This is a genomic window from Rhodopseudomonas palustris, assembly GCF_013415845.1.
Taxonomy (GTDB): domain Bacteria; phylum Pseudomonadota; class Alphaproteobacteria; order Rhizobiales; family Xanthobacteraceae; genus Rhodopseudomonas; species Rhodopseudomonas palustris_F.
This window is the reverse complement of record NZ_CP058907.1, coordinates 1,718,480-1,731,661: the sequence shown is the minus strand read 5'-3', so window position 1 is coordinate 1,731,661 and position 13,182 is coordinate 1,718,480. Positions and strand designations below refer to the sequence as shown.

General features: G+C 59.9%; 9 protein-coding genes and 1 pseudogene. 2 read left to right on the top strand and 8 right to left on the bottom strand.

The genetic code is table 11. The features are described 5' to 3' along the window. Nucleotides 1-217: 217 nt before the first annotated feature. Entirely contained in the window at nt 218-919 is a 702-nt protein-coding gene (gene ctrA / locus HZF03_RS08015) for a response regulator transcription factor CtrA (protein ID WP_011157191.1), read from the top strand. 127 nt (nt 920-1,046) lie between these two features. Here the strand turns inward: ctrA and HZF03_RS08010 are convergent. After that, nucleotides 1,047-2,230 (bottom strand): IS3-like element ISRpa2 family transposase gene (locus HZF03_RS08010; RefSeq protein WP_179906209.1). Its coding sequence is split into 2 segments (ribosomal slippage): nt 1,047-1,981 and nt 1,981-2,230, totalling 1,185 coding nucleotides; the frame shifts between segments, so codons are not numbered across the junction. 63 nt (nt 2,231-2,293) lie between these two features. Continuing rightward, complete coding sequence (locus HZF03_RS08005; protein WP_119020020.1) at nt 2,294-5,713, bottom strand: DUF4365 domain-containing protein; 3,420 nt, start codon at nt 5,711-5,713, stop codon at nt 2,294-2,296. Between the two features lie 62 nt (nt 5,714-5,775). On the opposite strand from HZF03_RS08005, the pseudogene HZF03_RS08000 reads away from it, so the two are divergent. Then, nucleotides 5,776-6,045 (top strand): annotated as a pseudogene (locus HZF03_RS08000) (winged helix-turn-helix domain-containing protein); the annotation flags it as partial. Between the two features lie 296 nt (nt 6,046-6,341). On the opposite strand, the gene HZF03_RS07995 reads toward HZF03_RS08000, so the two are convergent. The 6 genes from HZF03_RS07995 to chpT all read right to left on the bottom strand — a co-directional run bounded on the left by HZF03_RS07995 (nt 6,342) and on the right by chpT (nt 13,061). Continuing rightward, nucleotides 6,342-7,220, bottom strand: coding sequence for a CheR family methyltransferase (locus HZF03_RS07995; RefSeq protein WP_012495220.1), 879 nt, complete (start codon nt 7,218-7,220; stop codon nt 6,342-6,344). Then, the gene (locus tag HZF03_RS07990) at nt 7,217-8,392 is read right to left on the bottom strand and encodes a protein-glutamate methylesterase/protein-glutamine glutaminase (protein ID WP_011157189.1); all 1,176 of its coding nucleotides are present in this window, start codon (nt 8,390-8,392) and stop codon (nt 7,217-7,219) included. Before HZF03_RS07990 ends, HZF03_RS07995 begins: the two co-directional genes overlap by 4 nt. Before the next feature lie 78 nt (nt 8,393-8,470). Further along, entirely contained in the window at nt 8,471-8,836 is a 366-nt protein-coding gene (locus HZF03_RS07985; RefSeq protein WP_011157188.1) for a response regulator, read from the bottom strand. Nucleotides 8,837-8,903: 67 nt separating this feature from the next. Beyond that, nucleotides 8,904-9,374 (bottom strand): chemotaxis protein CheW, encoded by a 471-nt coding sequence (locus HZF03_RS07980; protein WP_174270123.1) that lies wholly within the window; start codon nt 9,372-9,374, stop codon nt 8,904-8,906. A gap of 26 nt (nt 9,375-9,400) precedes the next feature. Beyond that, nucleotides 9,401-12,214, bottom strand: coding sequence for a hybrid sensor histidine kinase/response regulator (locus HZF03_RS07975; RefSeq protein ID WP_179906281.1), 2,814 nt, complete (start codon nt 12,212-12,214; stop codon nt 9,401-9,403). A 190-nt stretch (nt 12,215-12,404) separates the two neighbouring features. Next, on the bottom strand, nt 12,405-13,061 hold the full coding sequence (gene chpT, locus HZF03_RS07970) for a histidine phosphotransferase ChpT (protein ID WP_011157185.1): 657 nt from the start codon (nt 13,059-13,061) through the stop codon (nt 12,405-12,407). Nucleotides 13,062-13,182: the final 121 nt, after the last annotated feature.

The window sequence follows — 13,182 nt, the reverse complement described above, 5'->3', positions numbered from 1 at the left end:
CTTAAAGTGGAACTTGAAGGGGCCGGTCGGCAAAAAGCTGCTTTCCCGCAACACCTTAGTGCGATTCGAGAAAAATTGCACGCTAGGACCTTGCGGAGCCGAATCAGTTTTTGTTAACCATTCCTCGTCAGGATCCGAATCAGTTCTTCAAAGGCGTTTCCAGTGCCGCAAGTGTGCGGACGCCTGACGCCCGTAGCGGCGCTTAGAGGGGACTGGCATGCGCGTATTGCTGATTGAAGATGACAGCGCCACTGCGCAGTCGATCGAATTGATGCTCAAATCCGAGAGTTTCAATGTCTACACGACGGATCTCGGAGAAGAAGGCGTCGACCTCGGCAAGCTGTACGACTACGACATCATCCTGCTTGATCTGAACCTGCCGGACATGTCCGGCTATGACGTTCTCAAGCAGCTGCGCGTCTCCAAGATCAAAACCCCGATCCTGATCCTGTCCGGCCTCGCCGGCATCGAGGACAAGGTGAAGGGCCTGGGCGTCGGTGCCGACGACTACATGACCAAGCCGTTCCACAAGGACGAGCTGGTCGCGCGCATCCACGCGATCGTCCGCCGCTCCAAGGGCCACGCTCAGTCGGTGATCCAGACCGGCGATCTCGTCGTCAATCTCGACACCAAGACCGTCGAAGTCGGCGGCCAGCGCGTGCATCTGACCGGCAAGGAATATCAGATGCTGGAACTGCTCTCCCTGCGGAAGGGCACCACGCTGACGAAGGAAATGTTCCTCAACCACCTCTACGGTGGCATGGACGAGCCGGAACTGAAGATCATCGACGTCTTCATCTGCAAGCTGCGCAAGAAGCTCGCCAACGCCTCCGACGGCCGCAACTTCATCGAGACGGTGTGGGGCCGCGGTTACGTGCTCCGCGAGCCGTCCGAGGACGACGTCCGCATCCCGGCCTGACCCAGTTTACCCAGGAGCGCCACCCGGCGCTCTCCTTCCGAGTGGTCCTTGACCCCGCCGCAAATGGCGGGGTTTTTGTTTTCATAGGGAAAGAAAGACCTTATCCTAATGACCTTGCCCCCAAGTTTTATCCAGGTCTGAGTTCGTTCGGGTGGTTAGATGGGCCCATGTGGGCGGTGGCGGGAGCTGGCGTGGAGCTTTCGATATAGCGCAGCGCCAGATCCCGACGCGGATTGCAGGTGGCGGCGAACTCGGATGGCGTCCGCCACCCGAGCTGTGAGTGCGGTCGTGCATCATTGTAGTCGGCCCGCCAGCACCGGAGCGCTACGCGGGCCTGGGCCAGCGAGGTGAACAGCGTTTCGTTCAGCAGTTCATCCCGCAGGCGGCCGTTGAAGCTCTCGATGAAGGCGTTTTGCATGGGTTTTCCCGGCGCAATGTAGTGCCAGGCGATACGGCTCTGATCGGCCCATGTCAGGATGGCATTGCTGGTGAACTCGCTGCCATTGTCGCTCACCACCATCTTGGGCTTGCCGCGCTCGGCAACCAGCCGGTCCAGTTCTCGTGCGACCCGGGCGCCCGAGAGCGAGGTGTCGACCACCAGCGCCAGGCACTCGCGGGTGCAGTCGTCGACCACAGTCAGAATGCGGAAGCGTCGACCATCGGTCATCTGATCCGACACGAAGTCGAGCGACCAGCGATCATTCGGGAGCACCGGCACTATCATGGGAGCTCGTGTGCCGAGGGCCCGTTTGCGGCCACCCCGGCGGCGCACTGTGAGCTTCTCCTCACGGTACAGCCGGAACAGCTTCTTGTGATTGACCAGGTAGCCCTCACGCTTGAGCAGGACGTGGAGGCGCCGATAGCCAAAGCGCCGGCGCTCATGGGCGATCGCCCTCATACGTTGGCGCAGCCCGGCATCATCGCTCCGGCTCGTCTGATATCTGACTGTCATGCGGCAGCAGCCGATGGCTTTACACGCCCGCCGTTCGCTCATCTCGAATGCAGTTTGCAGATGCGCGACAGCTTTCCGCTTGGCCGCGGGCGTCACCACTTCTTTCCCAGAAGATCCTTCAGGGCTGCATTGTCCAGCATGGCGTCGGCCAGCAACCGCTTCAGCCGGGTGTTCTCGTCCTCCAGCGACTTCAATCGCTTGGCCTCCGAGACGTCCATCCCGCCAAACTTCGCCTTCCACTTATAGATGCTGGCGTCGCTGACGCCGTGCTTGCGGCACAGATCGGCGACCGAAACGCCAGCCTCGTGCTCCTTCAAAATCCCGATGATCTGCTCTTCCGAAAAGCGGCTGCGCTTCATGCTCTGGTCCTCGTTAGGGCCAGAACGAACTTCAAACTGGATTAAGCCCGAGGGGCAAGGTCACTAAAACTCTCCGCTCAGCGCGGATTGACGTAAACGCCGGATGCTCATCACGTCAAAACGCTCACCTCTAAACTCTATGTGCCGAACGTTCCCTGACGTTCTCCTGAGATAATCTCGAACATCCATCCATCGAATTTGCCCGTCAGACTTCCGAATAATCAGCAACACAGGCGACGACTGTTCTCGCCAGTATTGAACGTGCCTAGCCTTTCGAATCTTGAAAATCTCAACTCCATCCTTTTTTCTGAATGAAAGATGAGAATCACCCGATTTAAGTTGAACATACACCTTTTGACCTGTCGCTAGACCATCGTCTGTCTTAAATTCAATCTCTAAATCAATACCATGATCAGACACACTTATTTCTCTACTGATCTGCCCAGCTAGCGCAACTTGCGAAATTACTTCGCCCACGAGCAAACGCTCCTTGCTCTCGCTATCGAGCCCCCTCGCCGACTGCTCCTGAAGCTCATGAACTCGTTGTTGGCTCTCCCCACTTGCAAAGCACTTCTCCATATCGTCCCAAAGAAGAATCCGTTTCTCGCAATCTTGACAAATGATAGATGGCGCCACCTCTTTCATTCCGCTCGAATTCCACCCCTGAAGCTTTCTCATCGCAACCTCGGAATCGCGAACTGGAGAGTGGCAACGAGGACAGACGTAGTGGCGAATTCGCGATATATCTTCTGCTTTTTGCAGCAGATGCTCATGTACATACTTACAAAATATAATAGTCTCGTTGAGCGAAACGGAGCTCTCAAAATACAATTGCAACTCTCCACGACCCTCATTAAGACGAACAAGCTTAATTCCAAGCCGCTTGCCAGTCAGCGTCCTAAAATCAGCAGCATAATGCCAGAGCTGATCCAATTTATATGGCGCGGTATGATGCAATCGTACGACAAGAGTGGAGTATACATCATCAAGAAATCCGTCAAATCGATAGCTAACCCAGATCGAAGGATGACTAGTTAGCTCCGGCTTACGCCTTCTAAAATAACTGGGAAACACCAAGACAGGCCCGTCTTCGGTATGTTGACGGAAGCACAAACTGCGCTCAATCAGAGTCTGATGCACAGACAGAAGTATATAGCGCTCATCATCCTCACTAACCCTCCCGATTGAAGCCAAATAGTCGAGCCGCCCTGCAAGAATATCCTCCTCCAACACACAACCAAGCTCCTGCTTATCATTGCGCATCGCCTGAATGACCGCCTGAGCATAAGCATTGATCCTCTCAGGCTGGAGCAATATCCAATCTCCAAACTTCAATTCCCACACTATGCCCGGCCCGGCCAACAGACCAACCACTGCATGCAGCTCTTCCTGCGAAAACTTCCCTATCTCACCAAAGAATCTAAGCTCAAGTAAATCCCTGAGCTCATTGAGCCGAATTAGAATCCGCCCCTCATCCTTGATGTTCACAATTCCATCTTTGAGTTTCTTGAATAGAAGTGGCGACGAACGCCAGGGAATGCTTTCCCACCTAATTCCACGAACGATCGCATCACGGAGATGATCACAGCCCGTTCCCAGTCTCGCACTTGTTTCTATCAGATCACTAAATCCGCGCTCCTCTGCGAACACCCCCAGTTGGTGTCGACTAACGCGCAAACCACCGGCATCGATGCGCCCAGCTACTAGCAATTTTGAAAGACTCTTTCCGCCCGCCTTTGCTATGTCACGATCCCACTGCCCCAAGACATCGAAGAGATTCTCTTTCTGGCCATCAAATACAAGCACGGCAAGCGCCGCATCCTCCATGTACATTTGATGAATCAAACGTTGGTCGGCCTGCCCACCAAAGTCCCACAACCATACTTCTCTCTCGATTTGATAATCTACATCGTTGTGCTCGAGCTTCCATTGCGTTGACCAAGCTCCAATTGTTGACGCTTCGCTCGGCCTCCACTCCCCTGTTGCGAGCCTATGGGCGAGCGCCGTCTTACCTGAACTCGTATCTCCAACCAAAAGCACTTTCGCATTTGTGTATTTGACTTGCTCATCTATCGCGGCACTCCAGACCGACACTTTCTGCGAACTTGAAAGATCCCAACTCTGGAATCTTCCGTCAGAATCAATTGAATTGATGCTTTGATTTTGCGAACCCCAGCTCAGTCCACTTACTACACCCCAGAGTCCTGAAAAGGTTTCGACACATCGCCCTCCGCCGATATCCCAGAGACGCACAGTCCTGTCGTCGGACCCAGACAGCAGCTGCCCTTCAGCATTTAACGCGATGCAAGAAACGTATTGCGTATGCCCTTCGAGAACCCTTAGACAGTCACCCGTCTCAATATTCCATAGACGGATCGTTCTATCTCCCGAGCAAGATACCGCGGTCCTTTGATCAACGCTCCATGCGACACCAAGTACCGACTTAGTGTGACCTTCAAATACACGAACGTTTCTTCCAGCGTGCACATCCCAAAGTCGCACCGTTCCATCCGAACAGCCCAACAATGCCATATTTTGATTTGAGCTCCACTCGAGACTAATAATTTGAATTCCGTGCACTTCAAAAGAACCGACGCATTCACAATTCACCAAATCCCATACTCGAATTCCCCCATCAGTAGCCCCAGATAGTAGTTTTTTTTGATCTTGACTCCAGGAGACACACAAGACGGGGGCTCCATGCCCACTAAGTACCGAGAGATTTTCGCCCGTATGAGGATTCCACAAACGCAACGTATGATCATACGATGCCGAAATTGCTAACTCTTCATTTGGAGACCAACAGACAAACACAACATCACCACTATGGCCCGCTAGCGACTTAAGGCAGCGCCGTGTCTCTAGGTCCCATAGATGAATTATCCGCTGCGTACCTGCGACCAACGCGAACTTTCCATCCTTACTAAAAGAGCAGTGCCTAACTTCATTGTACTTGTAGTTTAGGTGAGCTGAATTCTTCAAAACGAATCTTGCGTCATCATGCCTTAGAGAGGTAGTCCTCTCCGCACACACTTCCAATAGTTTCGCTTTGGCTAGATCAGGTCCATCCGACAATACGTCGATGCATTCAATCCGCGAAAGGGCCGGCGGGACGCTCGTGGAGCTGAGAAGAATCGGTACAAATCTGCGACGCCTATTTAGCGGGTCTCGAAATCGCAGCGTTCTTTCTTCTAGATCAGGCCAATTGGCGCCAAAGGCATCCGCGGTCATACAGAAGACCATGACACGCGAGTGTTCTAACGAAAATTCGATTTCACCCCTGTTTGGCTCTTCGGTCTGGCGAATCCAATCCTCAAACCACACAGTCAGTCCCGCCTTGCGGAGCCACTCCGCAAACGGACGAATTAGTGCGCGATCGCTTGGGGCACTACAAATCACAACGTCATACTTGAACTCGACATCAATACTTCGCTGAGCTCTCTCGAAAGCAATTTCATCGTCGCTAATGAATTTCAACTGCATCGCACTCACCAGTTGGCTTATGGTGCTTCCTAGGATTAAATTTAGGGGGATCACAACTTGTGGGAAAGTACATCCATCTGACCGGCAAGGAATATCAGATGCTGGAGCTGCTCTCGCTGCGCAAGGGCACCACGCTGACCAAGGAAATGTTCCTGAACCACCTCTATGGTGGCATGGACGAGCCGGAACTGAAAATCATCGACGTCTTCATTTGCAAGCTGCGCAAGAAGCTCGCCAACGCGTCCGACGGCCGCAACTTCATCGAGACGGTGTGGGGCCGTGGTTACGTGCTCCGCGAGCCGTCCGAGGACGACGTCCGCATCCCGGCCTGACCCAGTTTACCCAGGAGCGCCACCCGGCGCTCTCCTTCCGAGTGGTCCTTGACCCCGCCGCAAATGGCGGGGTTTTTGTTTTTTGGGATGCTGCTCTGGCCGCCCCCCCCCTCACCCAAGTCATTCCGGTACGCGCCGATCGGCGCGAGCCTGGAATGTGACGCGTGACGCGGTTACTTGGCTGCTGCCTTGCACGACAACCTCCGGATCCCGGGGGCGCGAGCTATGCTCACGCCTCGGAATGACGAAGGGTGTTTGGCAATGATGCGGTTGAAGAGCCCGAGCGTTTCCGCGCCTCAGCTGGCCCGCAGGCTGCTGAGGGCGGTGGTCGCGGGGAACGCCGGGACGATCGACGGCGCCGACTTCAGGTTCGGCAGATACACGCCGCGGCGCGAACTATGCGGTTTGAACGCATCGGTCAGGCCAACCACGGTCTCGGCGGCGCCGAGGGTCAGATAGCCGTCCGGCTCGAGCCGCTTGGCGATCCGCTCCAGAATGCCGACCTTGGTGGTCTGATCGAAATAAATCAGCACGTTGCGGCAGAACACGATGTCGAACGTGCCGAGCGACGAGAAGTCGTGCAGCAGGTTGAGCTGACGGTGCTGCACCATGGCGCGGATCTCGGGGCTGAGCTCCCACACCTCGCCGGCCTGCTTGAAGTACTTCACCAGGAGTTGGATCGGCAGACCGCGCTGCACTTCGAACTGGCTGAACAGGCCCGATTTGGACTTCTCCAGCACCTGCGGCGACAGATCGGTGGCGATGATCTCGAACCGCCAGCCGGCCACAGCCGGGCCCAGCTCCTTGAGCGTCATCGCGATCGAATACGGCTCCTGGCCGGTCGACGACGCCGCGCACCAGATCCGCAGCGATCGCCGCGCCGCGCGCGCCTGCAGCAGCGCCGGCAGCATCTCCTCGCGCAGGTGATCGAACGGCACCTTGTCGCGGAAGAAGAACGTCTCGTTGGTGGTCATCGCCTCGACGACGTCGGAGATCAGCGATTCCGCGCCCATCCCCTTCATCTTCTGCACCAGGTCGCCGATGCCGCCGAGGCTGAGCCGACGCGCCAGGGGCAGCAATCGGCTCTCCACCAAATATTGTTTGTCGGCCGACAGATCGAGGCCGGAGCGATCCTTCAGGAGCTTGCGGAGGAAGTCGTAATCCAACGGGTTCACGAGCGGTCTCCTGCGAACAGGCGCACCACTTTGGGCCCGATCTGATTGAGCGGCAGCACCGCGGCGCAGACGCCCGCATTGGCGACCGCACCTGGCATGCCCCAGACCACGCTGGAGGCTTCGTCCTGGGCGATCACGCTGCCGCCAGCGGCGACGATGTCCTTGCCGCCACGCATGCCGTCCGATCCCATGCCGGTCAGCACCACGGCGAGAATGCCGCCCTGCCAGACTTCGATCGCCGACATAAACAGCGGATCGACCGCAGGCTTGCAGAAGTTCACCGGCGGGCCGTCGTCGAGCGCGATCACCGGATTGCCGCCCTGCTTGGCGACGCGCATGTGCTTGCCGCCGGGGGCAAGATAGATGTTACCGGGCTTGATGGCTTCGCCTTCGATGCCTTCATGCGCCGGGCGCCGGCTGGCGCGCGCAAGGTGCTCGGCCAGGATGGTCGTGAAGGTCGGCGGCATGTGCTGGGTAATCAGCACGGGAAAACGATCGATCACCGGACCGATATCGGCCACCATCGACATCAGCGCCTGCGGCCCACCGGTCGACGAGCCGATCAGTAGAACGCGCGGCGCGGTCGGACCGAACGAGCGCTTCACCAGCGCAGCTTGGCTGGCAACGGTCGGAGTAGCCACTGCGGGATGCGGCAGCGGCGCCGGATGCGGTTCACGCGCGATCGCCGGCGCAGCAACTCCGGGTACGGCGCGGCGACGAACCCGGCCGCCGAGCGAACGAATCTTCTGCAGCAGATCGTGCTTGAAGATGTCGGCGGCCTGCGGCTCGCGAGTGGTTTCCGGCTTCGGAATGTAATCGGCGGCGCCGAGCGAGAGCGCCTTGAAGCTGATCTCCGCGTTGCGGCGGGTCAGCGTCGACGCCATGATCACGACCAGGTCGCGCTTCTTGGCGAGCAACTGCGGCAACGCCGAAATGCCGTCGAGTTCCGGCATTTCGATGTCAAGCACCGCAACGTCCGGCTTCACCCGTTCAAGCTGATTGACGGCGTCGAGCCCGGTGCGCAGCGAGGCCGCCACCACCATGTCCGGCTCAGCCTCGACCCATCTGGAGATTAAGCCGCGGATGACGACCGAGTCGTCGACGATCATCACGCGCAACGGCTCGTATTGCGCCGAATTCGTAGCGGGACTACCTGCCAAAGCTACGCTCATAGAACACCGACGCAACGCATACTTCCACTCCCCACCGCGACCCACACCGCGGCGCCAAAACCGGCCGTCCGACCCCCGTCAGATCAGGCCGACTTCCTGAAACTTCGCCGTGACGATGTCTTTGTCGAACGGCTTCATGATGTACTCGTTGGCGCCGGCATGCAGCGCGCGCGCGATGTGCGCGACGTCGTTCTCGGTGGTGCAGAACACCACCTTCGGCGCGTCGCCGCCGGGCATCCGGCGCAGATTGCGCAGGAACTCGTAGCCATCCATCACCGGCATGTTCCAATCGAGCAGAACGGCGTCGGGCAGCCCGTGCTTACAGGCTTCGAGCGCCTTCTCGCCGTCTTCAGCTTCGACGATCTCGAAGTCGAGACCTTCGAGGATGCGCCGCGCGACCTTCCGGATGACGCTCGAGTCGTCGACCACCAGACATGTCTTCATTTTCTGCCTCTATCAGTTCACGCCCGGATGGGCAGTTCCTGCGATTGCGCCGCAATCAGTCCAGACGTTATGCAGCCATACGTTGAGTTGCGATTTCGAGCACTTTGTCGACGTCGAGGACGACCATGAGCTGTCCGTCGAGGCGGTGGACGCCGTTGGCGAAGGAGGCCATGCGGGGGTCGAGGTTGACCGGGTTGGTCTCGCGGCCCTCGTCCGGCAGGGTCAGCACTTCGCCGATGGAGTCGATCAGCAGGCCGTAGGATTCGCCGCGCAGGTCGACGCCCATCGCCATCGGCGGCTTGCCGTCCTGGTTCTTCGGCAGCCCGAGACGGGCCCGCATGTCGATCGCGGTGACGATCCGGCCGCGCAGGTTCAGAACGCCGGCGACGTCATCCGGCGCCAGCGGCACCCGGGTCAGCCGTTCCGGCATGAACACGTCCTGCACCCGGCTGATCGGCAGCCCGAATAGCTGCCCGCCGATCATCGCGGTGGCGAACTGGGTGGTGTTGCCGCTGATCGCGTCGATGGTGCGGCTCATCGCGGGGGTGTCCTTCCTGGTCTCGCTCATGCCGCCTGCTCCAGCACTTCGGGCGTCGCATGCATCGTGGTCTGCTCCTTCAGCGCAGCGATCAGGCCGGGCCGATCGAACTTGGCGATGTAGTCGGTCAGACCGGCCTGGCGGCCGCGCTCGATCGCCGCCGGCGACACCAGCGAACTCAGCGCGATCACCGGCAGGTTCGACATCTTGGTGTCGGAGCGGATCGCTTCGGCGAACTCGAAGCCGTTCATCTCCGGCATCTCGATATCGGTCAGGATCACGTCGAACTGCGCACCCGAGCGCAGCACCGACAGGCCCTCGACCGCCGAGGTCGCGACCCGCACCTTGTAGCCCGCCGCCTTCAGCACCGGACCCAGCATGTTGCGGAAGAACGCACTGTCATCGACCAGTAGCACCGAGCGGGTGGTCAGCGACTGCTTCATCTCCTTGCGCGCCAGCCAGTCGGAGAACGCCATCGGGAGGAAGTGCGCGACGTCGATCACCTCGGTGGCCTGGCCCTTGATCACCGCAGAGCCGAGAATGCCCTCGCGGCTGGAGCCGACCTGGATGTGCAGATGCTCCTCGACGATGTCGACGATCTCGTCGACCACAAGGCCCATCGACCGGTCCTCGTCGGCGAACACCAGGATCGGCTGCACGCCGCTGGTGGCGACCTCGACGCCTTCCATCAGCACCAAGGGCATCAGCTGGTCGCGGTACTGCACCATGTAGCGGCCGTTCGACATCTCGATCTTGTCGGAGGCGATCTCTTCCAGGCGCGTCACCAGCGACAGCGGCACCGCCTTCGGCTGGCTCGAACCGGCGCGGAACACCAGCAGCGAGGTGAGCTGTTCGGCCGAGGCGTTGCGGCTCGCCGCCGCCTGGTCGGAGATATCGTGCTGCGCCGACACCGCGGTGCCGAGCGCCTGCGCGATCCCGTTCGGATCGACGATCATGATCACCGCGCCGTCGCCCAGGATGGTGTTGCCCGAGAACATTCCGATGTGACGCAGCTTGGTCGACATCGGCTTGACGACGATTTCTTCGGTGTGGAACACGCCGTCGACCACGATGCCGAAGGTCTGGCTGCCGACCTGGGTCACCACGATGAAGCCGTTCTCCGGCTCGCTGTTGGCGCCCTCGTCGATGCCGAGCAGCTTCTTCAGATGGATCAGTGGCAGCAGCTTGTCGCGCAGTCTGAGGACCGGCGTATCCTTGATCCGCTCGATGCGGTGCTCGGAGTTGGCCCGTGCCCGCACCAGCTCGACCACCGCGAGCTGCGGGATCGCGAAGCGGTCACCGCCGGCTTCGACGATCAGCGCCGAGACGATCGCCAGGGTCAGCGGGATCTTGATGGTGATGGCCGAGCCTTCGCCGGCAACCGACTTCACCTCGATGGTGCCACCGATCTGGTCGATATTGGTGCGCACCACGTCCATGCCGACGCCGCGGCCCGACACCGAGGTGACGGCGGCGGCGGTCGAGAAGCCCGGCGCGAAGATGAACTTGTGGATCTGCGCCTCGGTCATCTTCTCGAGTTCGGCCTCGGTGACCAGCCCGTTGGCCAAGGCCTTGGCCTTGATCCGTTCGGTGTCGAGCCCGCGGCCGTTGTCGGCGATGCAGATCACGATGTGGCCGCCCTCGTGATAGGCGGACAGGCGGATGGTGCCCTGCTCGGGCTTGCCGGCGCGCGCCCGGTCCTCGGGCTTCTCCAGCCCGTGGTCGGCGGAGTTGCGCACCATATGGGTGAGCGGGTCCTTGATCAGGTCGAGCACCTGGCGGTCGAGCTCGGTGTCGGCACCGTGCATCTCCAGCTCGATCTGCTTGCCGAGTTCGGCGGCCAGATCGCGGACGATGCGCGGCAGCTTCTGCCAGGCGTTGCCGATCGGCTGCATCCGGGTCTTCATCACCCCGTCCTGCAGCTCGGCGGTGACGGTGGAGAGCCGCTGCAGCGGCACCTTGAACTCGTTGTCCTCGTGGCGGCGGCTGATCTCGAGCAGCTGGTTGCGGGTCAGCACCAGCTCCGACACCATCGTCATCAGGTGTTCGAGGGTATCGACATTGACGCGGATCGACTGGTTGGCGACGCCGCCAGCGGCCCCACCTTCCGCTGCGCCCTCGCCTTCGCCGCCGGACTTCTTCGCCGCCGGCTTGGCGGCCGGTTTGGCGGGCTTGGCCAGCTTCGGTTCAGGCGGCGCGGCTTCGGCCACAGCAGCCGGAGCTTCGCTCACGGCCGGCTGCAGCGGCGGCGAGGCCATCTCGATCTCGGTCTCGCGGAAGGCGCGCTCCAGCTCATCCAGCGACACTTCACCCGGCCGCAGCGGACGCTCCAGCGTCTGCGCCACCAGGGTGCCTTCGGTCGAATTGGCGTCGGCCGCCTCGGCCACAACAGCTTCGGCAGGAGCTTCGACTTCGGCAACCTCCACCGGCGCAGCGCCGCCGAGTTCGGCCGCGATCTCCTCCGGCGAGCGCATCGACAGCCGCTCCAGCTCCCCGATCAGGTCGCCGTCCTCGCCCTCGGGCTCGGCCTGGGTCGCCTCCAGCTGGGTCAGAATGTCCTTGATCCGGTCGATCGTGGTCAGGATCAGCGTCACCGCCTCCCCCGTCACCGGCATCCCGTCCCGGAATTTGCCCATCAGGGTCTCGGCCGCGTGCGCAAGCGCTTCAAGCCGCGGCAACCCTAGAAACCCGCACGTTCCCTTGATGGTGTGAACAAGACGAAAAATATTGTCCAATATCTTCGCGTTGTTCGGCTCCTGCTCAAACCGGACCAACTGGTTGTCAACCGTGTCCAGGCTCTCGAAGGTCTCCGTCAAAAACTCACGAAGAAGATCGTCCATACGCGTGGCCTTCACTGCACGCGGGCACGCGACCGTCGCCAATGCCCGACTAACGCGGCCACTGTGTGCGGAAAGCGTTTAATATTGGTTGCGGGCCGCGGGACGATGCGGCGGAAGTTCAAATAGTTAGGGCCTTCGTATGATCCCGAGGCTCATCGTCAATACAATGTTCACTATATCACTGCGCCTCTCAGGACGCAGTTACCACCATGGTGTCGCCTTCCGGGGCGAGTGAAACGGTCAATCCGCAGGCCTGCGCGAGCAGTCGCGTGTAGTACGGCTGCACGCCGTGCGACTCGATCGGACCGCTCTGAGTCCCGTTGAGCAGATCGACGATGTTGTGCGGCGTGCGGGCGTTGATACCGGCCGCAACGATGCGGAAGGACAAATTGTCGCCTTCTCCGATCGGGTCGATCGTCAGCGTACCACCGCGCGGAATCGTCTGCTGTGCAATCACCAGCATGTTGAGCAGCAGCTTGACCCGGTTCTTGGCGAGCAGCAGCCGCGGCAGATTCCAGGTCAGCTTGGTCTTGTCGTCTTCGAGGTGACCGCGCGCCATGTTCTGCGCGTCACCGAGATCGATCTGGGCACCAGCCGAGCCCGCCGCGCCGAACGCCAGGCGGCAGAACTGCAGGCGTGCCGATGCGGTTTTGGCACTCTTTCGAATTAATTCGAGCGCGAAATCGCGGTCTTCCTGCTTGGAGCTGTCGTCGAGCACTTCCAGGCCATTGACGATCGCACCGACCGGGCTGATGAGATCGTGGCACACCCGCGAACACAGCAGCGCCGCCAACTCCAGCGCATCGGGAGCGGGAGCCTGCACAGCGGGAGATTGGGTGTCGGACATCAGTCTGTTCCTCGGAAAACCGCTCGCAAGACGAATCAGCCTTGGTTAATGGCTTGATACACTGCGGCTGCAGGCAGTGCCAACACAACGGTCCGGCACCAACCGGACCACCGACCGAGGA

Bases quoted from the DNA above. Each gene is read 5' to 3' on its own strand.
- HZF03_RS08005 (WP_119020020.1), bottom strand. From the start codon at position 5,713: ATGCAGTTGAAATTCATTAGCGACGATGAAATTGCTTTCGAGAGAGCT.
- HZF03_RS07980 (WP_174270123.1), bottom strand. From the start codon at position 9,374: ATGAGCCGCACCATCGACGCGATCAGCGGCAACACCACCCAGTTCGCC.
- chpT (WP_011157185.1), bottom strand. From the start codon at position 13,061: ATGTCCGACACCCAATCTCCCGCTGTGCAGGCTCCCGCTCCCGATGCG.
- ctrA (WP_011157191.1), top strand. From the start codon at position 218: ATGCGCGTATTGCTGATTGAAGATGACAGCGCCACTGCGCAGTCGATC.
- HZF03_RS07985 (WP_011157188.1), bottom strand. From the start codon at position 8,836: ATGAAGACATGTCTGGTGGTCGACGACTCGAGCGTCATCCGGAAGGTC.
- HZF03_RS07975 (WP_179906281.1), bottom strand. From the start codon at position 12,214: ATGGACGATCTTCTTCGTGAGTTTTTGACGGAGACCTTCGAGAGCCTG.
- HZF03_RS07990 (WP_011157189.1), bottom strand. From the start codon at position 8,392: ATGAGCGTAGCTTTGGCAGGTAGTCCCGCTACGAATTCGGCGCAATAC.